The 21499-nt window shown below is 60.3% G+C and carries 15 protein-coding genes; 11 read left to right on the top strand and 4 right to left on the bottom strand.

The window, feature by feature from the left end; all coding sequences use genetic code 11:
- The first annotated feature begins 57 nt into the window (after positions 1 to 57).
- The 4 genes from AC5PZ0_RS09525 to AC5PZ0_RS09540 all read left to right on the top strand — a co-directional run bounded on the left by AC5PZ0_RS09525 (position 58) and on the right by AC5PZ0_RS09540 (position 5662).
- Positions 58 to 840, top strand: coding sequence for a helix-turn-helix transcriptional regulator (locus tag AC5PZ0_RS09525; RefSeq protein WP_027596795.1), 783 nt, complete (start codon positions 58 to 60; stop codon positions 838 to 840).
- A gap of 17 nt (positions 841 to 857) precedes the next feature.
- Positions 858 to 2324, top strand: coding sequence for an efflux transporter outer membrane subunit (locus AC5PZ0_RS09530; RefSeq protein WP_493854788.1), 1467 nt, complete (start codon positions 858 to 860; stop codon positions 2322 to 2324).
- Positions 2325 to 2379: 55 nt separating this feature from the next.
- Positions 2380 to 3270, top strand: a complete 891-nt coding sequence (locus AC5PZ0_RS09535) for a universal stress protein (RefSeq protein WP_493854789.1) — start codon at positions 2380 to 2382, stop codon at positions 3268 to 3270.
- Positions 3271 to 3526: 256 nt separating this feature from the next.
- A complete protein-coding gene (locus AC5PZ0_RS09540) occupies positions 3527 to 5662 on the top strand; it encodes a TonB-dependent siderophore receptor (RefSeq protein WP_493854790.1) in 2136 nt (711 codons plus the stop codon).
- Between the two features lie 114 nt (positions 5663 to 5776).
- Here AC5PZ0_RS09540 and AC5PZ0_RS09545 read toward each other — a convergent pair whose 3' ends face one another.
- From AC5PZ0_RS09545 to AC5PZ0_RS09555, 3 genes are all read right to left on the bottom strand, one after another.
- The gene (locus tag AC5PZ0_RS09545) at positions 5777 to 6298 is read right to left on the bottom strand and encodes an acyloxyacyl hydrolase (RefSeq protein WP_493854791.1); all 522 of its coding nucleotides are present in this window, start codon (positions 6296 to 6298) and stop codon (positions 5777 to 5779) included.
- A 201-nt stretch (positions 6299 to 6499) separates the two neighbouring features.
- The gene (locus AC5PZ0_RS09550) at positions 6500 to 7246 is read right to left on the bottom strand and encodes a phytanoyl-CoA dioxygenase family protein (RefSeq protein ID WP_493854792.1); all 747 of its coding nucleotides are present in this window, start codon (positions 7244 to 7246) and stop codon (positions 6500 to 6502) included.
- Between the two features lie 57 nt (positions 7247 to 7303).
- On the bottom strand, positions 7304 to 7747 hold the full coding sequence (locus AC5PZ0_RS09555; RefSeq protein WP_099429423.1) for a hypothetical protein: 444 nt from the start codon (positions 7745 to 7747) through the stop codon (positions 7304 to 7306).
- A 430-nt stretch (positions 7748 to 8177) separates the two neighbouring features.
- Here AC5PZ0_RS09555 and tssG point away from each other — a divergent pair, with 430 nt between their 5' ends.
- The 4 genes from tssG to tssK are packed head-to-tail and all read left to right on the top strand — an operon-like array spanning position 8178 to position 11898.
- Positions 8178 to 9188 (top strand): type VI secretion system baseplate subunit TssG, encoded by a 1011-nt coding sequence (gene tssG, locus AC5PZ0_RS09560; protein WP_412764773.1) that lies wholly within the window; start codon positions 8178 to 8180, stop codon positions 9186 to 9188.
- Positions 9185 to 9754, top strand: a complete 570-nt coding sequence (locus AC5PZ0_RS09565; RefSeq protein ID WP_493854793.1) for an FHA domain-containing protein — start codon at positions 9185 to 9187, stop codon at positions 9752 to 9754. The genes tssG and AC5PZ0_RS09565 overlap by 4 nt, the downstream gene beginning before the upstream one ends.
- Positions 9751 to 10533, top strand: a complete 783-nt coding sequence (tssJ, locus tag AC5PZ0_RS09570) for a type VI secretion system lipoprotein TssJ (protein ID WP_493854794.1) — start codon at positions 9751 to 9753, stop codon at positions 10531 to 10533. Before AC5PZ0_RS09565 ends, tssJ begins: the two co-directional genes overlap by 4 nt.
- Positions 10534 to 10563: 30 nt before the next feature.
- On the top strand, positions 10564 to 11898 hold the full coding sequence (gene tssK, locus AC5PZ0_RS09575) for a type VI secretion system baseplate subunit TssK (protein WP_493854795.1): 1335 nt from the start codon (positions 10564 to 10566) through the stop codon (positions 11896 to 11898).
- Between the two features lie 65 nt (positions 11899 to 11963).
- Here tssK and tssM read toward each other — a convergent pair whose 3' ends face one another.
- Complete coding sequence (gene tssM / locus AC5PZ0_RS09580) at positions 11964 to 15632, bottom strand: type VI secretion system membrane subunit TssM (protein ID WP_493854796.1); 3669 nt, start codon at positions 15630 to 15632, stop codon at positions 11964 to 11966.
- Positions 15633 to 15917: 285 nt separating this feature from the next.
- Here tssM and tssF point away from each other — a divergent pair, with 285 nt between their 5' ends.
- The 3 genes from tssF to AC5PZ0_RS09595 all read left to right on the top strand — a co-directional run bounded on the left by tssF (position 15918) and on the right by AC5PZ0_RS09595 (position 21489).
- Entirely contained in the window at positions 15918 to 17681 is a 1764-nt protein-coding gene (gene tssF, locus AC5PZ0_RS09585; RefSeq protein ID WP_493854797.1) for a type VI secretion system baseplate subunit TssF, read from the top strand.
- 16 nt (positions 17682 to 17697) lie between these two features.
- Positions 17698 to 18501, top strand: coding sequence for a type IVB secretion system protein IcmH/DotU (gene icmH, locus AC5PZ0_RS09590; RefSeq protein ID WP_493854798.1), 804 nt, complete (start codon positions 17698 to 17700; stop codon positions 18499 to 18501).
- A 243-nt stretch (positions 18502 to 18744) separates the two neighbouring features.
- Positions 18745 to 21489 (top strand): type VI secretion system Vgr family protein, encoded by a 2745-nt coding sequence (locus AC5PZ0_RS09595; protein WP_493854799.1) that lies wholly within the window; start codon positions 18745 to 18747, stop codon positions 21487 to 21489.
- Positions 21490 to 21499: the final 10 nt, after the last annotated feature.

A 21499-nucleotide genomic window follows, 5' to 3' on the forward strand; every position in this document is an offset into this window, starting at 1 on the left:
GAGGACTCGCCAGCGACACCACCCGCCGTAACGCTTTGGATCAAGGATGACAACGCTATGAAGCTGACCGACAGCCTCGAACACCGCCCCGACCCCCAGCTGTATCTGCAACTTGGCGAGCTGATCGCCAGTACCGGCGCCGAGGGCTTTGCCGAACAGATGTTGCACCTGGTCGATGCCCAAGTGCCGATCCACAGGCTCGACCTCAGCGAATGGACCCTCGAGCCACGCGGCGCCAGCATCAGCCGCATCAGGGTACTCGGCAGCGCCGGCCCGGCCCCTGAACTGCCCGGCGTCGATCCTCTGCGCCACCCTTTGCTGCAGAGCATCATGCAGATGAAGGACCCGCTGCTGATCGAGTTCAAGGCCCCCCCGGACACCGACCACCCGCGCCACAGCGCCCACCAGTGCAACCTGGTGTCTTGCAGCGGCGCCCGGCGCTGGGTCATCTGCTTTCACCGCCTGCCCAGCCAGCGTGGCTTTTCGTTGAGTGAGTTGTCGCAGTTGAAAAGCCTGTCCGACACCTTGCTGCCCCTGGTCGAGCATCACGGCCAGTTGCTCAACCAAGGGGCCGCGCGGCAGGCCGGCTCGCCGCTGTGCGATTTGCAGGCGGGCGCGTTACGCCACTCCTTTGGCGAACGGCTGGTGCAGGAAGCCGTGCGGCTTTCGACGCGTGAGCAGGAGGTCTGCCTGGGCCTGCTGACGGGCGGCACGGTGCCAGAAATGGCGCAGCGGCTTAACGTGAAGAACAGCTCGATCGAAACCTACCTCAAGCGCGCCACCGCCAAGCTGGGGGTCAGTGGCCGCCATGGGCTGACCAAATGGATGGCAGGCGCCTGACTCTGCGAGACCCTCTGATGCCCCGACCCAGCCTTATCCTGTGCGCGGCGCTGTTGTGCGGCTGTTCGTTGGCCCCTGACTACCAGCGCCCGGACACCCCCGTCGCCACCCAGTACCCGCAGGGGCCGGCCTACGCCGGCGATGTGCAGAAGCACCCGGCCGTCGAGGACTGGCGCCAGGTGTTCCACGACCCGACCCTGCGCCAACTGATCGACAGCGCCCTGGCCAATAACCGCGACCTGCGCAGCGCGGCGCTCAATGTCGAAGCCTACCGCGCCCAATACCGCATTCAGCGCGCCGAGCTGTTGCCAAAGGTCTCGGCCAATGGCCAGGGGCAACGCCAGTACCTGCCGCGGCGCATGACCGGTACCGACCAGGGCATGATCAGTTCCACCACTGCTGCGACGCTAGGCGTGAGTGCTTATGAGCTGGACCTGTTCGGCCGCCTGCGCAGCCTCAGTGACCAAGCGCTGTTGACTTACCTGGCCAGCGACCAGGCCCGGCGCAGCACCCAATTGAGCCTGGTGGCCAGTGTCGCCAGCGTGTACCTGACCTGGCGTGCCGACCAGGAACTGCTGACGCTGGCCAACGAAACCCTGGCCGCGGACGAGCGCAGCCTGCGCCTGACCGCCAACCAGCGCCGCGCCGGCACAGTGTCGGCCCTGGACCAGATCCAGGCGCGGACCAGCGTCGACAGTACCCGGGCGGCCGTCGCCCGTTACAAACGCCAAGTCGCCCAAGACCTCAACCAACTGACGGTACTGGTGGGCGCCCCTGTGGCCGACGGCCTCGGCGCCTTGCCGCTGGCCGACGAACAGATCGCCGGTTTGCAAGCCGGGCTGCCGTCAGACCTGCTGCAACGCCGCCCCGACATCCTCCAGGCCGAATACCAGCTGCGTGCGGCCAACGCCGATATTGGCGCCGCGCGTGCGGCGTTTTTCCCGAGCATCAGCCTGACCGCCAATGCCGGCAGTACCAGCCCGGCGCTCAGTGGGCTGTTCGATGCAGGGTCAGGGACCTGGCTGTTCCAACCACAAATCAACCTGCCGATCTTCACCGCCGGCAGCCTGCGTGCCAGCCTGGACTATGCCCAGTTGCAGAAGGACATTCAGGTAGCGCAGTACGAAAAAGCAATCCAAAGCGCCTTTCAGGAAGTGGCCGACGGCTTGGCGGCACGGGCGACTTACCAGCGGCAATTGCAGGCGCAGCGCGACTTGGTGGCCTCCAACCAGCGTTACTACAACCTTGCTGAACACCGCTACCGGATCGGCGTGGACAGCAGCCTGACCTTTCTCGACGCGCAGCGCTCGTTGTTCAGTGCCCAGCAGGGGCTGATCAATGACCGCCTGGCGCAGTTGGTGGCAGAGGTGAATCTGTACGCGGCGTTGGGTGGCGGGTGGAAAGAGGCCGCTGACACCCAGGCTCCGTCTGCGGCAAGCGCAAGCGAAGCGGCGCCCAAGGGTGCCTACGTGGGTCTAGACTGAACAGGGCCAGATCACCAGGCATGAACCGGGGGGCTTCCACACGCGGAGGTGTGAGATGAGCCAGTTCAAGCGTTTGTTCGTCATGCTCGGCCCGCAGATGCGCCACACGCCGGCTCTGCAGCGCGCGGCGGCGTTGGCAGAGTCAAGCGGTGCGCTACTCGATATCAACGTATTCGTCGACGATGTCGACACTTTCGGTTTGATGAGCGATGGCCGGGAGCGTGAACGGCTGCTCAGCGACAATCGCCAGTGGCTGGCCGATGAAGCCGAGCAGATGGCCGACGCCGGCCTGGATGTGTCCACCGAACTGCTGTTGACCCGCGACCCGTTGGCCAGCGTGCTCGAGCGCATCGAACGCCTGGGCTGCGACCTGCTGATCAAGGACGTGCAGCACGAACCGGTGCTCAAACGCTTGCTGGTGACACCGCTGGATTGGCAGTTGCTCAAGGACAGCCCGATCGCCGTGCACCTGGTCAGTGATATCCGCCTGCCCCTGCCCAAGCAGATTGCCGCCGCAGTGGACCTGAACAGCCATGGCGCCGGTGAACACCTCGACGAGCAGGTTATTCACAGCGCCCATGCGCTGGCGCTGCAGTGCAATGCCGAACTGCACCTGCTGCATGTGTGCGACGCGGCCAAGACCCACATCGCCGACTTCGGTGCCGGCACCGTCACCATGCCTGGCTTCGATGGCAGTGTGCGAGCTGCGCAACGGTCAGCATTCAACCGGTTGGGCGACCATCACCAGGTGCCCTTGGAGCGCAGGCATTTCGTCGAGGGGCCAGCTATTCGTGCGATTGCCCAGTTCGTCAGCCATAGCCGGGTCGATGTGATCGTCATGGGCAGCCACCGCCACGACGCCATGCAGACCTTCCTGGGCGGTACCACGGCACATGTGCTGGAGCATCCGCTGTGCAATGTGCTGGCGATCAAGGCGATGCATTAATCGGCGAACTGCCTGTCCCGGTAGGAGCAGCCTTGTGCTGCGAAGAGGCCTGTTCCAGCAACAGATAGGTATTGGGGTTTACGGCCTCTTCGCAGCACAAGGCTGCTTCTACCGGGATCGCGTATGGGCGGAGACTGAGCTTGGAGTTTGGCACGCGCGCTCCATTTAAAAAGAATGCATTTGATAATGATTCGTAGTAGTGTCGCGACGCTTTCTACCCCTCCCCCCAGCGCCCTACTCCAGGATCGTACCGTCGATGCGTCGCACGTTCGTTTCGCTTTGTGTGCTTCATGCTGTCTCCCCGTTGGCCTGGGCTGAGCCCGAATCGCCCAGCGACCCCGCCCGGATCGAACTCCAGGCCTTGAGTATCACCGGTACTGCCGACAGTGAGCGCGCCGATGGCCCGGTCGTCGGCTACAAGGCCAGCCGTTCGGCAAGCGCCACGCGCACCGACACCGCCCTGCACGAAACCCCGCAATCGGTCAGCGTGGTCCCCAAGGACGTGCTCGAAGACACCGGCGCCACGCGGCTGCAAGATGGCCTGGACTACGCCGGCGGCGTTGGCCGCGCCAACAACTTTGGCGGCCAGGGCCTGACCACGTTCACGGTGCGTGGCTTTACCACGGGCGAGTTCTACCGCAATGGCTTCCCGATCAACCGCGGCTACCCCAACGCCCCCGACGCCAACACCGTCGAACGCCTTGAAGTGATCCGCGGCCCAGCCACCAGCCTGTATGGCCGTGGCGACCCTGGTGGCACCTTCAATGTGGTCAGCAAGCAGCCGCTGGCTGAGCGCAAGGTCACCCTGGGCAGCCAGATCGACGACCAAGGCATGCACCGCGCCACCCTCGATGCCACCGGCCCGCTGAATGAGGACGGCTCGCTCGCTTACCGGTTGAACGTGCTTGGCGAAGGTGGCGAGAGCTTTCGCGATGATGTCGAGAGCGAGCGCTACGACGTGGCGCCCGTGGTCAGCTGGCAGGTCAACGACAGCACCAGAATCGTCTTCGAAGGCGACTTCATGCGCAACAACCACCCACTGGACCGCGGCCTGACCCGCTATGCCACCCAAACCGGCAGCGCCTCGCGCGACACCTACATCTGGGAGAAAGGCAGCGACAACGTGCTGCACAACGACAACAACATGGCCCAGGTGCGCTTCGAGCACCTGCTCAATGACAACTGGACGTTGGGGGGCGGGTTCCAGTTTCTCGATGGCTCGCTCAAGGGCAACGCGGTGGAGGCAAACGGCGCACCCGCTGACGGGCGTACCCTGCAGCGCAACTTCAACTACCGCAAACTGGAATGGACTGACCGTGACTGGCAGTTGAACCTTACCGGGCATTTCGACACCGGTGGTTTCAGCCACACCCTGCTGACCGGCATCGAGTACGAAAACTACGATTACAACTCGATCATCCAGCGTTCCTCGGCAGCCGTCGGCACCTACCCCATCGATATCTACGACCCGGTGCTCGGCCAGCCAAGGCCCGCGTTGACACGCACCACCACCTGGGACAAGGAAAACCTGCAGACCTGGGCCTTCTTCATTCAGGACCAGGTGGCGTTGACCGAGCGCCTCAAAGCGTTGGCCGGCATCCGCTTCGAGCGCTTCGAGCACGACTATGACGACAAGCTGGTCGACACCCGTGACTTCAGCAAAGGCGAGAACGGCGTCACCCCGCGCGTTGGCCTGATCTACGACCTGACCGACACGGTGGCGGTCTATGCCAACACGGCGCGGTCATTCAAGCCCAACAGTGGCGCCCCTCCGGGGGGCGGCAGCTTCGACCCGGAGAAGGGTAAATCCTACGAGCTGGGCGTGAAGTGGGAAGCGCTCGATCGCCAACTGAGCATCGATGCGGCGGTGTACCACATCGTCAAGGAAAACGTGCTGGCACGCGACCCCAACGACCCCACCGGGGTCTACAGCATCGCAGCAGGTGAGGTACGCAGCCGCGGGCTGGACATCAACATTGCGGGCAACATCACCCCTGAGTGGCGCGTGATCGGTGGCTACGCCTATGTCGATGCCGAAGTGACCAAGGACACCAGCTTGCCTACCGGCACCCACCTGGCCAACATCCCGCGCAACAGTTTCAGCCTGCTGAACACTTACGAATTCCAGGACGGCGCGGTCAAAGGCCTTGGATTGGGTGTTGGCCTGAAATACGTGGATGATCGCGCCGGCCAGACAGCCGTGACGACCTACACCATGGAGCGCTACAGCGTGGTTGACCTGCTCAGCTTCTACAAGGTCAATGAACACGTGCGGCTGAACTTGGATGTGAAGAACGTCTTCAACAAGGGTTATGACGAAGGGGCGTTCAACAACTACGTGTACCCGGGCGCACCGCGAACGGTGCAGGCCGGGGTTTCGTACACCTTCTAGCTGACTGTAGGAGCAGCCTTGTGCTGCGAAGAGGCCGGTACCGGCAACATATATGCAGTGCCAGTACCGGCCTCTTCGCAGCGCAAGGCTGCTCCTACAAAAAGCGCATCAAACTCAGAACGCCTTGCTGTAGAACAGCGCGTACGACTCGATCCCGTCGTTAGGCTGTTTGATGCCCGCGTTGGAGTAATGCATCGCGCGGATGCCGACCTTCTGCGCACCCGGCAGCTTCAGGCCAAAACCGATGCGGTCTTCGAAGTTGACCGCCGAACCTAGGCGCTGGTCGCCCACTTCTGTCTTGGAAAACGCCGCCAGGCCAATGCCGGCCTCGATGTAGGGGGTGTAGGTGAAACCGCTGAACTCGTAGGTGAATACCGGGCTGAACGACAACGAGTGCGCGCCGCTGGCGTCGCCGCCTTCCCAATAGGTGTAGGCCGCATCCCAGTTACCGGTCACATAACCGGTACTGCTTTCCAGCCATTTCTTGTCCCAGTCGAACGACAGGCCGATACGGTAGGTCATGTCGCCTTGGCTGGTGGCGCCAACTGCAGCCGATACCTGCGCGGCCTGGGCCAGGTTGGCCCCCGCGAAGGCCAGCACTGCAGCGGCCAGCGAAGCAGCGAGACGGGTTTTCATCAATGACATCTCCTGATGGTCTACAACACGGGCAAAGTGGGGGCTTGAGCCCCTCGAGCTTATGCGGTGGCCGGCGCATCCAAACCGGTCACACCAAGTAATACTTCTCTGATTATTGTCCAGATAATCAGAAAGTTGAAAGCTGTTTGCCACCATTGGCTAATACCAGGGCGACCGCCTTATCACGGGCCCTGTCGCCATTCAGTCGTAGGCCGCCTCTTCATGCTCACCCAACAGCCGCCGCTGCCTCGGCGTCGCCTCCTGCAACACCTGCGGGTTGAATTGCCAGTGCAAATACGGCGAAAACTTCTGCGCCACCATGCGTCGGCCGTAATGCACCTGCAGCATGTCGCGCTCACGCGACTGCGTGCAATTGGCGCCGCCGCTGTGCCAGACATCACTGCGAAACACCAGTGCATCCCCCGCCTTGCACAACACCGGATGCGCTTCACGCCCTTGCCACTCGGACTCGCCGGCCTCGGGTGGGCGTGCTGCCCGGTGGCTACCAGGCACGATCCAGGTCGGCCCGATGCTGTGATCGATATCGCTGAGGTACAGCTGCGCAGTGATGATCTGCATGGGCTGGGTAAAGGCACCTCGCTCGCTGATCCACGCGGGCAGTTGCATGGGCAGGTGATCAAGGTGCAGCGCCATGCCGGGGTAGCCGGGGTGGCTGCGCCAAGCGGTCTGGCCGATCACGTGGCAGTCCTCGCCGAGCGCGGCCTCGGCCAGGTTGATAAGCGGTGGCAGATCAAGAAAGGGCAACCACAGGGGGTTGCGGTTGAACACGCACTTGTAGTGTTCGAGCAGCCCTTGGTAATCCCAGTGAATGGGCTGCAAGTCATCGATGGCGCAGCGCAGCAAAGCGATACGCAGGGGTTCGAGCACACCGGGGATCAACACAAAGCCCCGCTCGTCCAACATCTCCAGCTGAAGGTCCAGGCTCATGGCGGTGCGCTCCCATTCGGCAGGAGTACAGATGTACTCCTGCCCGGACTGTACCATTCAACGCCAGTGCAGGTTCACCGTGGCAGGCGCTTTGCCGTCGACGGCCACCTGTTGTTGTACCGTCTCACCTTGGGCGTTGCCGGTGACTTTGTAATGGCCCGGTGGCAACTGCACATAGAGCAGCGGGCCTACATTGGTAACGCTCAGCACGGGCTGGCCCTGTGCGCTCTGTATGTCGACTGTGGCCCCACTCTGGAACTCGCTTCCCGGGCCTGCCGAGAGTTCGACATGCAAGTCGTACCCTTTGGTCTTGCGCAGGGCATTGGCTTCATCCTGGCCGATACCGCCTTCCAGGTAACGGATGCCGTTTTGCTCTTGCGGCTGCAGCTGGACAGCCTGCATGTCGATAGGTGCATTGAGGTCGGCAGCCGCCGCCAACGTCCAAGGCATGGCCAGGGTGAGCAGTAGCGCAGCACCGAGGGCGTAGTGATGATTACGCATGGTAGAACCCTCCTTCTGAGGATGGTTTACCTATTATTACGCCCTCTAACGACACTCGTTTTCTTGCTGACAGAGGGTCGTCCGGGCACGGGCAGCAAGTCGGCGCTTCAACGTGCGCATTTATATTTCATGGGCATATGCACTCTTTATTCAAAAAAGGCTGGATCGGCAAACGACTAGCGAACACACATTTTCTTACACCCAAATACTCGACAGGAAACCATCACCCAGTACATCGTGGATTTCCGGAAGAATGCACTCTAGTGTTCGAGTCGTTTAATTTAGAAGAACGCGATAGCGAATTTTCCTACAAACTTTTAAACATATACCGATCGAACACAACCATCATCCAACAACATGACTTACATCAACACAGATCAAATAGCGCCACGACAGGCATAATCAAACACAGTGGGATATGCAATACGCTATGGACAACCTCGATAAAGAAACACGTCGTGAACGAGCCGATATTGTTCTACGTAGCGCGCACCAGTACACCTACTTCCAATTACTGGAACTGATGCACCAGCTGCACGGGGACGATCTCGAACAACGCCCCCTGTCCCGGGAGGCTCGGCGCCGCTTGCGGCTGGAGGTTTCTCCCAGTTTATCGTTCCCGGTTGCCGACGTACTGCGCGCTGACCGCCTGGAGGACGATCGCTATCGGATTCAGGCCAGCTTCCTGGGGCTGCATGGCACAGATTCGCCGCTGCCCACCTACTATCTCGACGACATTGCCTACGAACACGCTCATGGCATCGGGCTGCGTCCGGCGTACTTCAACTTCTTCAACCATCGCCTGCACACCCTGTTGCATCAGGGCTGGCGCAAGTACCGCTACTACCGGCGCTTTCAACCGGGCGCAAAAGATGGCTTCTCCCGCTACATCTTTGCCCTCATCGGGCTGGATGACTCAGCGTTGCGAGGCGCCACACCGCTACCGTGGAGCCGGTTGCTCAGTTATGTGGGGATGATCGCCAGCCGCAGCCGATCACCGAGCATGGTGGCCGGCATGATCGCGCACTGCTTCGACTTGCAGCAGGTGGCCATCCGTGAATACGAAAAACGTACGGTGCCGATTCCCTTGCCCCAGCGCAATGGCCTAGGCACCCGCAATTGCCAACTTGATAACAACTTCTTGATCGGTGACAGCACCGAATCACGCAACAGCAAGTTCACCATCGTGATCGCTGGCCTGAATCAGCCGCAGTTTCGCGAATTCTTGCCCAGCGGCGGTAACTTCCAGAAGTTGAGCCACCTGGTGGACTTCCTGCTCCGCGATGTCGGTGCCTATGACCTGGAACTGCGCATGCGTGCTGAGGAAGCGCCGCCCTTCAGCTTGCGGGCTGAGCACGGCACCCACCTAGGATGGACCAGCTTCATCGCAGAGCCCAATGACCCTACGCCACCCCCTGTTCGCATCACGGTACGCGCATGAGCCCACCTGTTATCCAACCTAGTCTCACCCTCTCCATTCTTAACCCAGAACAGCTGCTGCATGGCAGTGAACCGCAACACCGATTCGACATCGCAGGCGGCACCATTGGCAGTCAGGGCACGTGGCAGCTACATGATCGCCAGACGAACATCCTGCCGGTGCACTGCGAAATTGCTTGGCATGACGGCCACTTCTGCATCATCGACCACAGCGGCAAAAGCTTCATGAATGGCAGTGATACCGGGCTTCTCTCGGGAACATTCATCCGTTTAAGGCATAACGACAGACTGCAGATCGGCACCTATCAGATCGCCATACGCCTGTTTAACGAAGACGCTGTGAGGCCAGAACACTGTGCAGCCAAAAACCCGCTTACTGCGCTGCTAACCACACAGCTTTGCCCGCTACAAGCGCTTGGCACACCGATGACCGACACTTTAAGGTTTCTTCAGCCTGTGACGACCGCACCGGTCGACGAACTTGACCCGCTGGCCTTATTGGACCGAGCTGCAGAAGCCCGGATTGATCCGGCCATCGCGCGCATCTTCGGCAAGGAGGCTCGATGAAAACGACCATTGGATGGTTGCTCATTGGCCTGGTACTCACTGGCTGCACGTCGATCAGCAGGATCTATCAAGTGGCAGTGAATCCAAATTTGCCTATCGGCGGCCCCAACAACGATATCAGCCACGTGGCACTGAGCCTGTATGCTGCTGATCTACCAGCACTTGCCACTTCGGCGCATGAGACGTCAGGTACACCCGCACCGGCGCATGGCCATCCCGAATTATTGGCGGCTAGCCTCAGCGCCGAGGACGCCGTAGCGCTGACGGACAGGCTCAGTTCACTGGCCGAACAGCTGCACCAGAACTACCCCACTTCCGCGGACCATGAGCAGGCCATCAACGATGCGAAATCGCCCGCGCCATTGGCCAGTTACGCAGCGGCAGGACCCGCGCTGCCCTCAGAACCCAGCAGCCCGCCCCAACGCCAAACACCGTCATCCATCGCGTTCAAAGTCCTGCAACTGCGGGACGATTCGTTGCTGCTGGATGCTACCTACGAGCAAGTAGAGGAAGACCTGGACAAAGCACTGGGGACCACACTGATCAGCGCTGACGACTATCGTCTGATGCCCGGCCATTTCAAATTCATCGAGCACGAAGAACTCAACGAACGCACTCGCTACATCGCCGTCATTGCGCGCCTGGGCGATAGCCCGCTGGGCAACTGGAAGGATGCCGTGCGCATCCAACCTCGCGGCTATAACCACACCATACATGTCCACTTTGAAAACAATGGCGTTGAACTTCGGCACGACAGCGAATACCGCCGTGACCAGTGAGTCCGCTACCCAACCAAGAGGAACATCTTCATGAGTTCACGCAACGCGGTATTGTGGAAAGAAGGGCTGTTCGTCAAACCCCAGCATTTTCAGCAAATGGCCTACGCCGCCGAATCGGCATTGCAACAACGTATTACCAGTTTGAACGATGCGTTCTACGGTTTCAGCGAGTTGGAACTGAACGCCGAGTACTTGAGCTTCGGCAAAATCGCGATCACCCGTGCCCGTGGTGTAATGCCTGATGGCACGGTCTTCGATATTCCTGGCGACATGCCACCACCTCCTCCATTGGAAATCCCTCTGGATGCTGCCAACAAGGTCATCTTCCTCGCCCTCCCTCTACATGCACCCGGCGCCCCCGAGGTGCGCTGGCCCGACAGTGACCATTCAGGCGGTCGCTTTATTGCCAAAGGTGTTCCGATCATGGACAACCACGGCGGCAGCGGCGACTCGATGATCCTCGATGTCGCCATTCCGAACGTACAGATCAGGCTGCAGGACGACAACAGCGCCTACAGCTGCCTGGCATTAGCCAAAGTGCTAGACAAGCGGCCCGATGGCAGTGTGCTACTGGACCCGCGTTTCTATCCCACGTGCATCTCGCTCAAGGCGGCACCGGCCCTGTTGGGCTTCCTTGAAGAGGCGACGGGGCTGATGCGCGAGCGCGCACGCAATCTCGCGCAGCGGATCTGCTCACCCGGCCAGTCCGGTATCGCCGATATCACCGACTTTGCCCTGCTGCAAGTTATGAACCGGCTCCACCCCTATTTCCATCACCTGGCTCGTCGTCGCAACGTGCACCCTGAGCAGTTGCATATCGCGTTAGGGCAGGCCTGTGGCGAGCTGGTAACCTTCACCGACGACGGTCGGCTGCCACTGGAGTACCCGGCTTACCAACATGATGACTTGGCCGAATCCTTCCACATGCTGGAGGAGACCCTGCGCCGTTCCCTTAGCACCATCCTCCAGCCCCGCGCCGTGTCGCTGCCGATCCAGGAGCAGCAATATGGCGTGCTCACGGCAACGCTGCATGAGCGCAAACTTCTGGAAGACGCCACCTTCATTCTGGCCGTACGGGCAGACCTACCGGGTGAGGATCTGCGCAAGAAGTTCCAGCAACAGGGCAAAGTCACTTCGATCGAGCAACTGCATCACTTCGTACAACTGCAAATGCCTGGCATGCCGCTGATTCCGCAGCTGGTAACACCTCGCTTCCTGCCTCACCACTCCGGGTTCGTCTACTTCGAACTCGACCGTCAGCATGAATCGTGGCAGCAAATGAAGCAGGCAAGTGGCTTTGGGTTCCACATTGCTGGCGAGTTCCCGAACCTGGAAATGCAACTTTGGGCTATCAGGCCGGAGTAGACCCCGTAGGAAAAAATCCCGATCCAGGTCACTGGCATCGGGATTTTGTTGTGGGCCGTGAAGCGCTACTGCTGCGCTACTTCACTGGCAATGTCATCTCGAAGCAAGCGCTGCGGTAGCGCGAAGCCCGCAAAGAGCTGGCGGGTGAAGGGATTGTTCGCACCGGTAGCGTGGAACTTATAGCGGGCAGAATCGCCTGCAATCTTGAAGCTCAAATCCACGCTGGTTGGAGTGCGCGCATTGAGCCCACCTCGGCTGAGCAGACGATAGAGCGACCAGGGGCCGTGGTAACTCTGGCTGACCGTGGTACCTGTGGCCTGCACCAAGGTGACGCGACTATGCCCGCTCTCCCCGGCGGGCCCTGGCCAAGTCATGCCGATGGGCTCTTTACCTCTGTCCGCAAAGGCGTGCAACAGTCCATCAAGGCCGAATACGCTGCCCCGCAGCCCGCTGCTGATCGCCACAGGTTCAAGGCCGAAACTGACGTTCAGCTCGCCGCGGTTATCGAAAAAAGCGTTGCGAATGACTTCGGCCTGCTTAAGCTGCGCAATCACCTCGGGGCGCACCAGAAAGCCTTCGCCGGCACTCGATTGCAGCGCATCGAGGTTGTCTTTGAGGAACACGGTGAGGTACTGATCCTCGAAGCGCTTCAGTTGGCCTTGGGGGCCAAAGAACGCCTCAAAATCCTTGAGCGACACATCCGGGCCGGCCGGGTCGATGGGATAGCGCGATGCCAAACGCTCCAGGTAGACGCTGTATACCTCGGCGCCCCAGCGCTGCTCCAGTTCCTGCAACGCCATGACCATCAGCACCTGCGAGGTTTGCTCAGCCAGTTGGCGTACCTGACGGTTCAGCGGCTCAGGTAGCCCCGTAGCAATGCGTTGCAGATTACGAATGGGGTCAGGGTCTTTTTCCGAGAAGCGGCTCAACGCTACCGCGAGCGCCGCCCTGCCCCGATTCGAGTTATCCTGCACCGCCTTTGCATAATCGTAGACGGCGCTGATGGCCTGCAACGTTTCGTCGTAATAAGACGGTTTATCGCCCTGAACGTCGAGCATGCCGGACAGGCCGGCGAAGGAACGGTAGATACCCATCGCCTGGGCGTGCGCCTGCTGGGCGGGCTGCGATTGCTTTTCGCTGTCCGCCACCTGCGGATAGATCATCGTGTTGCCACGCACCGTTTCCAGCAGTCGACGTATCGGCGCGGCGGGCCCTGTGACCTGCTCTAGCACACTCAATGCATGCGTGAGGTCGCTGAACTCGGTCACCGAGAACTGGTTCAGCACGCGCCGCCAACTGTCGATGTAGTCTGCGCTGTACAGGGCACGCAACCGCTCGGTCAGGGCTTGTCGGTCCACCTCTGAATAGTCGAGGTGTCGTCGCTCGCCCAGCACCCATTGATCAATCAGGGCAAGGTCGGTCGCATTTTGGCTGTGCTGATCGAAGTAGTCCCGAAAACCGCTCGCAGTCAACAAGGGAGCTAGAGACAGGTTGCCATCGACCCCCGCCTGGTGATCACGCTCGGCCAGTGGCACATACACGATATCGAATGCCGGGCCGATTTCGTTGCGCAAATCCAGCTCACCGTGCAGTTGCTCTTGCGCCTGCTGCCGCAGGCCAATATAGACCCGTTGGGCCAATGGCAGCTTGCGCAACTGCTGCTGTGCTTCGGCCACCATCTGCCGATACTCGGGCAGCTCGACGTCGGCATAAGCCAGTGCGTAGTTGAGGTGCCGCATCAACGCGACCTGCAATTGCCCCTGCCCCGGATATGCCTTCTGCCATTCACGGGCCATCCACTGCTCTACCAGTTCCGGTCGGCGGTTATTGCGATCCTCGATCATACGGTAGATGCGCAATGCCGACAGTTGCTCATCACTCCCGGGGATAGAGTGTTTGATGGTGGCCGCCACACCGCCTGCGATTGCCGGTAGGAAGCGCCTGGCCAGGGCATTCAGGTAAGCCTGGTCCACCTGTGGGCCAATAGATTTGCCTTGGTACAGTCCCATGTCGGTGAACACGGTCCAGCCTGAACGGTAATCGCCATACAGGCTCACAGCTTCGCGGATGTCATTCAGGGGCATCAGCAGACTACGCCCGGTCAGATCGTCTTTTGCGTCCATGCTCGTTTGAGTGAACGCGTTACTTTTCTCCAGTACATGCTCCGCCTTGTCGCGGTTAACGCTGTAGAAATGCAACCAGCCACCGGCCATGGCCAGCCCGCACAACCCCGCCGCCACTGCACCACCTTTCAACAGCTGCGTCTTGTACTGAACGACCTTCTGGTTGTCGCCCGCCAAGCCGGCCTCGGGATAGACCACCCGTTGCAAGAGCTGCTGGGCGAAGTACACCACCGAGGTGCCTTGCGGTTTGGTTGACAACGCCGGCGAAGCAAAGGCGAAGGCGCGGGCTGAAGCATCGGCAAAGAGGTTACGCACCTCGCCCCGCTGATAAACCGAAGAAAAGTACAGGCCCCGCACCAAGGCCGGTGTGCTGTAGCGATCGCTGCCCAGGACATCGCCCAGAAAACTCAGCAACAGGTTTTGGGCGCCGCTCAATTCCTTGAGCAGTGAGTAAGCGCTCTTGCGGCCCGCACTTGGCGTTCCCATCGTCGCACTCATCATCCGATCGCCGAGTCGCCCAACGAAGTCCAAATAGGCGCTACCCAACTCCTCAAGCCAGGCATCGAAGTCCTTCACCGACGCCAAGGTGAAGGTGAACCCCTGCACCTCTTCGCGCTCACGTGCCGGTAGTTTGGCAAAGAGTTCGTCAAAGCCGTCCAGCAAGTCGAACTTGCTCATCACCACGTAGAGCGGTAACCGCGTACCCAGCTCCCCACCCAGCTCAGTCAAGCGAGCACGCAACACGAAGGCCAAGTCACGGCGCTCAGTTGCCGACCGTGCGAATAGGTTGACCATGTCCACCAGCAACACCACGCCGTTGAGCGGACGTCGGCTGCGGTTGTCTGCGAGCCAGCCGATCAGGTGCTGCCACAAGCGTCGCTCGATGCCAGGTGGCAGACCGATGGGTTCTACATTCGGGCCTGCCGTTTCATCCACTTCAACCGTCTCGACCTCCCCTTCGGCGCCACTGGTCACAGGCTGCTTGATGGGATCAGCCACGACCACTGGCCGTTCAGGCTGACTGATGAACTCGCCTGGCGGATCGATCAACACGGCATCGTCGCCAACCCACCAATCGATGCCAAAAGCCAGGTCCGGGTCTGTCGTGGCCCGCTGGCTTGCGCTGCGCTCGGTACGCGTCAGTGCAAAGCGCTGATCCGAACGGCTGACAAAGCTGGACTTTCCTGCATTCTCTTCGCCAAGGATGAGATACCACGGCACATCGTAGAGATGCCCTCGCCCACCCTGGCTATCGCGCAACCGGGCCAGGCTGGTGTCGAGCAAACGTTGTTGGGCCTGGACATACGCCAAGCAGGGGTCTTCCACCTGCCGCGCCTGTCGTTGCTGTTCGCGCACGATCAAACGGTTACGCCGATGCACCTGCGCACTCCAGATCAGCAGTGGCAGGGCCATCAGCAGCACGGTTGCCGCAATGCGAACGGGTAGATCAGCCAGTGGCTGCCGCTCATGCCAACGCCATTCAGGCCCCAACCACCAGAGCCAGACTAATGCTGCTGCAATACCAATGATTATGGCAGCAACAACGACGGGCATTGCTTGGCGCTGCAACAACGACAAACCATGTAGGAAATAATCCTTTTTCAGTTTCATAGCGGTAAACCTTACCGACTGCATTTTCGAAGATGGAGGCACTTAAGAGGCGCACACTTCCAAAGACAGTAGCAGCACTGCAAAACACTGTTCAATGATATTTATGAAGAAATACCCGCTAACACTTTTCTTGCAGACGACAGGCAACAACTTGAACTATGAAAAGGAGTACGCACTGCATCAGAACCTTCTAAGCCCGCAACTTGTAGGAAATTTCCCACGAATTGACTGGAATCTTTTCTCGCACCGACGAGAGCCACCCGATTAGAGTCAAAAACGATAAACATGAAGTTTAAAGATTGGTTCATACAGGAAAAGCGGCACCTCCAACAATTGGGCGACGACTTCGTCGAGGACAACCCACAGCTGGCCCCTTTCCTCGGCCGAACGGCCTCGGGGGAGGATGTCGAACGCGTGATGGAGAACTTCGCGTTTCTCACCGCTCGCCTGGTGATGAAGATTGAAGACCACCTGCCCGAGCTGACCCATCCGCTGCTGCAGCTGCTCTGTCCTAACGTCCTGCGGCCCTTGCCCAGCGTCACGCTGATGCAGTTCCAGCTCATCGACCACGCCTTGAGCGAGACCCAGGTGTTGCCCAAAGGCACACCGGTGTTTTCCCGCCCGGTAGAGGGCGTGAGTTGCGAATTCCGCACCTGTGCGGACCTGGCCATCGCCCCGTTAGAAATCCGTAACATTACAACATTGCGCAGTGCCGAAGCGCCCGTGGTGCGCATCGACCTGGGCGCCTTATCCGAACAACCGCTGGGGCGCATGAAGTGCGACCACCTTCGCTTTCACCTGGCGGGCGGGAGCCATAATGCACTGACCTTGTACCAGTGGCTGTCGCAGCATTTGGACAAGCTGTACCTGCACATCAACCAGTACCGCTTCACACTGCCGCCCACTGTTTCCTTCGTCGGCTTCGAGAAGGAGGAATCACTGTTGCCCAGCGCCGGCGAACACCTGGACGGCTATCGCATTCTGCAAGAGTTTCTCTGGTTCCCCGAGCGTTTCTACGGTTTCTGTATCGAAGGGCTTTCAGCCTATTGGCCCGACGAGGCCGCAGCGCACATCCAACTGGAATTTCGCTTCAATGCCCCTCTTCCGCCTGATCTGCTGATCGACCAGACGACGATCCTGCTCAACTGCATCCCCGCCATCAACCTGTTTTCCTGCTCGGCGCAACCCATGCCGCTGAATGGGCAGGCGCTGCGTGAGACCATTCAAACGGCGCGGCGTGACGGCGCGCAAGATGAGATCTTCTGCATTGATCGTGTCAGCAGCCAGCGCCAGAAAACCCGGGAGCATCTGCGGGAGTTCAAACCCTACGATTCCCTCGACCCCAGTTTTCCACTAGCTGAGGCGCAGCCCACGCCTTACTACAAGCTGGATCTCGAACAGAACCCGATCACTGAAAAGGTGGAGCACCGCTTACGCCTGGTGCATCGCAACCTTACGCCTTACCTGGCTCAGCAAGAGGCACTGAGCATCGAGCTGACCTGTACCAACGGCGCCCTGGCGCAGCAGTTGGAGGTGGGCCACATCGATGTCACGACGCAAGATACACCCTCATTCGTCACCTACCGCAACCTGTCACGGCCCAGCCGCACATACCCGCCGTTACTGCAAAGCGGTGGTCAGGGTGAGCGGCACTGGGCGCTGATTTCCAACCTCACCTTGAACAATCTGTCGCTCTCCTCGCCGTCTGCGTTCGCCTCGGTACTGCGGGCCTACGACTTCGTGGCCGTGCACGACCTGCAACAACAACGCCTAACTACGCAGCGGCTGGATGCCATCAAGCAGGTGGACAGCGAACCGTATGACTGGTTGATCAAGGGCCAGCCCGTGCGCGGCCGGCGCACCACGCTGCACATCGATCCTGCCGGTTTTGCGTGCGAGGGGGAACTGCAGCTGTTCGGCAATGTGCTTTCCCACTTCATGGCGTTGTACGCCAGCAGCAATTCCTTTCATCAACTGCAGGTCGTCAATACGGCGAATGCAACCCACCAGCTTTGGCCTGCCCAGACCGGGCGGCAGCCGGTGATGTGACCAGGAGGTCCACCTTATGACCGTTACATCCTCTCAAACGTATGACAAAGACCGGATAGACACGCGCGAATCGCCTTTACTGAGCGAGCTATTCCCGCAAGTCGATGCCCTGGGATTCGACACCCGCTCGAACACAGGCAACCCCGTCCACGACATCGCCTCGCCGCTGCTCGGCCTGGTCATTCGCATGGAGGGTACCGAGCAGTATGACCATGTCGAACAGCTGTACGCTCATGTCAAAACCATGATCCATGGAATGGTCGAGGAAGTGCGCCAACTTGAGCACTGCGATGAAGGTGACCGTGTAGTGTTCTCCTACTGCCTGTGCTGCGTGGTGGACGAAGCTGTGATGGCCACACCGTGGGGACGCGAGTCGCCCTGGAAGGCGCAGTCCTTGCTCAGCGCCATCCATCAAGAGACCTGGGGCGGCGAGAAATTCTTCAGCGTGCTCGAACGCCTGCTAGAGGCGCCGGAGAATCGCTATGACCTGTTCGTGTTCCTGTTCTGGTGCCTGGCATTGGGCTACCGAGGCAAGTATGCCAACCAGACCAACGGCGATCAGGAGCTGGATATCTGGATGAATCGCCTGCACGAGCGAATCATTGAGCTGCGCGGCAGCCGGCCCACTGCCGAACGATTGACCGACCCGTTCACCAACGTGGCGCCCCGGCACTATCGCATGAACCGTCAACTGCCCTGGTGGACACCGTGGGCGGTCATGGGCGTGTGCTGCACCGGCATCTATCTGTACTTCACCACCAAACTCAACGGCATTACCCAACAGGTGTTGGCATCACTGCAGACCATGCTCCAGCAATAACTTCAGCAAGGCTGCTTTGATGTAACTCAACAGTCACCGTGCCTATATGCACGGCGAGTACGGTTATGCCCATAAAAACAAATAGCGCCGCATTTAGAGAAACTTCCTACAACTTTTTAGGACGTGATAACGGCGACCTGGAATGGATTCCTCGCTACGGTCTTGAGTGCACTGATGCCGCGCGTTCTATATACGCGTTCGGCCCCATGAACCTGCCCGAAAGGATGAACAGCAGGAGTTCGCATGAGCAACTTGAATGATGTGCGCTTCACCTTCAGCACACCCGCCGATGAGGCAATAGCGTTTGATGTGGTGTCGTTCGAACTGACCGAAGGAGTCAGCGAGTTGTACCGCCTGGAGGTCGAACTGGTCAGCTTCGCCGACGACGCCGACTTCGCCACCCTTCTAGACCAACCCGCCGTGCTGACCATCTGGCAGCAGCAGGAAGCAGTGCGCCATGTCCACGGCCTGATCAGCAGTTTCGAACAAGGCAAAACCGGCCACCGCCGCACCCGCTACCGCGCCGTGATCGAGCCACAACTGGCCCGCGCTGGCCTGCAATCGGACTGGCGTATCTTCCAGCACCGCCCGATCCCGCAGCTGTTAGAGGAACTGTTCCGCGAACGCCAATGGGGCACTTTGATCCAGTATGTGGTCAACCCACACCAGAGCCGCGAATTCTGCGTCCAGGCCGGCGACCTGGACCTGGGTTTCTTCTGGCGCCTGTCGGCCGAGGAAGGCTTGATCTGCACCTTCGAGCACAGCGCAGCCAACCACGTGGTGATCCAGACGGATCACATCAGCAATTTCGGTAGCCTGGAAGGCGAGCCAGTATTGTATGTCGCCAACCGCGGCGGCATAGAGCAGCAACCCTGCCTGCGCCACTTCGCCTACCGCGAACAGGTACGCACCAGCAGCCAAGTCCAGCGCGACTACACCTTTACTCACCCACGCTACAACCATGAGCACACCATGTTCCCTCAGGACATGGGCAATCAAAGCAACGACTACGAACGCTACGACTACCCTGGCCGCTACAAGCACGACAACACCGGCAAGCCGTTCACCCAGACCAAAGTCAATGCCCTGTTCGGCGATGCGCGCGTGGCCGAAGTCGAAGGCGATGATGCTCGCCTGCAACCGGGTATTGCATTCGAGCTGACCGGCCACGCCCGCGAGGACATGAACATCCTCTGGCGCCCCCTGCGCATTACGCACAAGGGCCGCCAGTTTGCGGCACTGGAAGAGGATGCTGCCGAAGCCGAGGTCGGCACGTCCTACACCCTCACTGCGACCTTGATTCCGGCAGTGGTCGAATGGCACGCCCCTGCCTGCCCAAAACCGGTAATCGAAGGCCCGCAGATGGCCAAGGTAGTCGGGCCACCCGGTGAGGAAATCTATTGTGACGAGCACGGCCGTGTGCGCGTGCAATTCCCCTGGGACCGTCTCGGCCAGGACGATGATAAAAGCTCATGCTGGGTGCGGGTCACTCAAGCATGGGCCGGCGCCACCTGGGGCCACATGGCCATTCCCCGCATCGGCCAGGAAGTGGTGGTCAGTTTCCTCAACGGCGACCCCGATCAGCCGATGATCACCGGGCGCAGTTATCACATCGTCAACCGCCCGCCGTACCGGCTGCCTGAGTTCAAGGCACTCAGCCCGATCCGCAGCAAGGAGCACCACGGCAAGCGCCACAACGAACTGCGCCTGGACGACACCACCGGGCAGATCAGCGCAGCGCTGATGAGTGACCACGACCACTCGGCACTGAACCTTGGTTACCTCACCCATCCTCGCCACTTTGGCGGCAAGCCGCGTGGACAAGGCTTCGAGCTGCGCACCGATACCCACGGCGTGCTACGCGCCGGCGGTGGCCTGCTGCTGACCACCGAAATGCGTGCTCGCGCCAGTGAACACCATACGGACCTCGTCGAAACCGCCGAGCGCCTGAAGGTCGCACAGGAGTACCACACCACCTTTGCCAGTGAAGCCCGCGATCACCTGGCCCAGGAAAGCGGCGATCAGGATGAAGTGGGTGATGCCCTCAAGGCCCAGCACGACGCCATACGCGGCAGCGGTGGCAACCCTGAAGCCAACCGCTTCCCCGAGCTGGCGGACCCGCAACTGGTGATCGCCAGCCCAGCGGGGATCGCCACCACAACCCCTGAGTCGACCCATATCGCCAGCGGCGAGCACCTGGGTCTGAGCACGGGCGGCCACACCAGCATGGCCATCGGGAAGCGCCTGTTGATCAGTGCCAGTCGGGGCGTGCGGCAGTTCGTGCAGAGCATGGGCTGGCGACTGGTGGCCGCGTCAGGCGACATCGACCTGAAAGCGCTCAAGGACAACATCAACCTCCTAGCCAAGCTCAAGGTCAGCGTCACCGCCGAACGCATCACCCTCAGCGCCAAGGAGGAGTTGGTCATCCAGGCCGGCGGCAGCAGTACGACCTACAACGCGGGCGGGATATTGCACACCACGGCTGGGCAGTACACGGCACACGCGACTGACTTCATCTACAAGGGCTCAAAAAGCCAAGCAGCGGCATTTCCCGAGGACATCAAGGCGGGTAACGGCAATCTGGAGCTGTTCCAGCACTACGCGAACAACCATGCGTTCAAGGGCGCCGAGTACGAAGTTGAGGATGCTTTGGGCCAGATCGTCAAAGGCACATTAGATGATAACGGGTTCGCTGCCATTTCCGGACTCGCCACTGGGCCAGTGAAAGTTCTGTTCGGCCGTGACCGCACCAAGGCCATCTCGGCAACACCGTTCGCGGAGCAGTCCTCACCACCCACCGCCGATCAAAAAGCGCCACTTACCCCAGCTGCGGCAATGCAGGAAGCCGTGAGCCAACTCATCAAATCCGGCGAGCTGGAAGCTCACGATGCCAAGCAATTCACCCAATCCGCCATTAAGTCAGCCCCGTTGAAAGAGCTCTCGCTTCCGATGGCGCGCCCCACTACAAGGACAACCCAACATGGATAGGTGTGGCGGG

The organism is Pseudomonas sp. 5.2 (assembly GCF_059025405.1).

What these genes read in the sequence shown, in the direction of transcription:
- AC5PZ0_RS09525 (WP_027596795.1), top strand. Translation starts at nt 58, where the DNA reads ATGAAGCTGACCGACAGCCTCGAACACCGCCCCGACCCCCAGCTGTAT.
- AC5PZ0_RS09530 (WP_493854788.1), top strand. Translation starts at nt 858, where the DNA reads ATGCCCCGACCCAGCCTTATCCTGTGCGCGGCGCTGTTGTGCGGCTGT.
- AC5PZ0_RS09535 (WP_493854789.1), top strand. Translation starts at nt 2,380, where the DNA reads ATGAGCCAGTTCAAGCGTTTGTTCGTCATGCTCGGCCCGCAGATGCGC.
- AC5PZ0_RS09540 (WP_493854790.1), top strand. Translation starts at nt 3,527, where the DNA reads ATGCGTCGCACGTTCGTTTCGCTTTGTGTGCTTCATGCTGTCTCCCCG.
- AC5PZ0_RS09545 (WP_493854791.1), bottom strand. Translation starts at nt 6,298, where the DNA reads ATGAAAACCCGTCTCGCTGCTTCGCTGGCCGCTGCAGTGCTGGCCTTC.
- AC5PZ0_RS09550 (WP_493854792.1), bottom strand. Translation starts at nt 7,246, where the DNA reads ATGAGCCTGGACCTTCAGCTGGAGATGTTGGACGAGCGGGGCTTTGTG.
- AC5PZ0_RS09555 (WP_099429423.1), bottom strand. Translation starts at nt 7,747, where the DNA reads ATGCGTAATCATCACTACGCCCTCGGTGCTGCGCTACTGCTCACCCTG.
- tssG (WP_412764773.1), top strand. Translation starts at nt 8,178, where the DNA reads ATGGACAACCTCGATAAAGAAACACGTCGTGAACGAGCCGATATTGTT.
- AC5PZ0_RS09565 (WP_493854793.1), top strand. Translation starts at nt 9,185, where the DNA reads ATGAGCCCACCTGTTATCCAACCTAGTCTCACCCTCTCCATTCTTAAC.
- tssJ (WP_493854794.1), top strand. Translation starts at nt 9,751, where the DNA reads ATGAAAACGACCATTGGATGGTTGCTCATTGGCCTGGTACTCACTGGC.
- tssK (WP_493854795.1), top strand. Translation starts at nt 10,564, where the DNA reads ATGAGTTCACGCAACGCGGTATTGTGGAAAGAAGGGCTGTTCGTCAAA.
- tssM (WP_493854796.1), bottom strand. Translation starts at nt 15,632, where the DNA reads ATGAAACTGAAAAAGGATTATTTCCTACATGGTTTGTCGTTGTTGCAG.
- tssF (WP_493854797.1), top strand. Translation starts at nt 15,918, where the DNA reads ATGAAGTTTAAAGATTGGTTCATACAGGAAAAGCGGCACCTCCAACAA.
- icmH (WP_493854798.1), top strand. Translation starts at nt 17,698, where the DNA reads ATGACCGTTACATCCTCTCAAACGTATGACAAAGACCGGATAGACACG.
- AC5PZ0_RS09595 (WP_493854799.1), top strand. Translation starts at nt 18,745, where the DNA reads ATGAGCAACTTGAATGATGTGCGCTTCACCTTCAGCACACCCGCCGAT.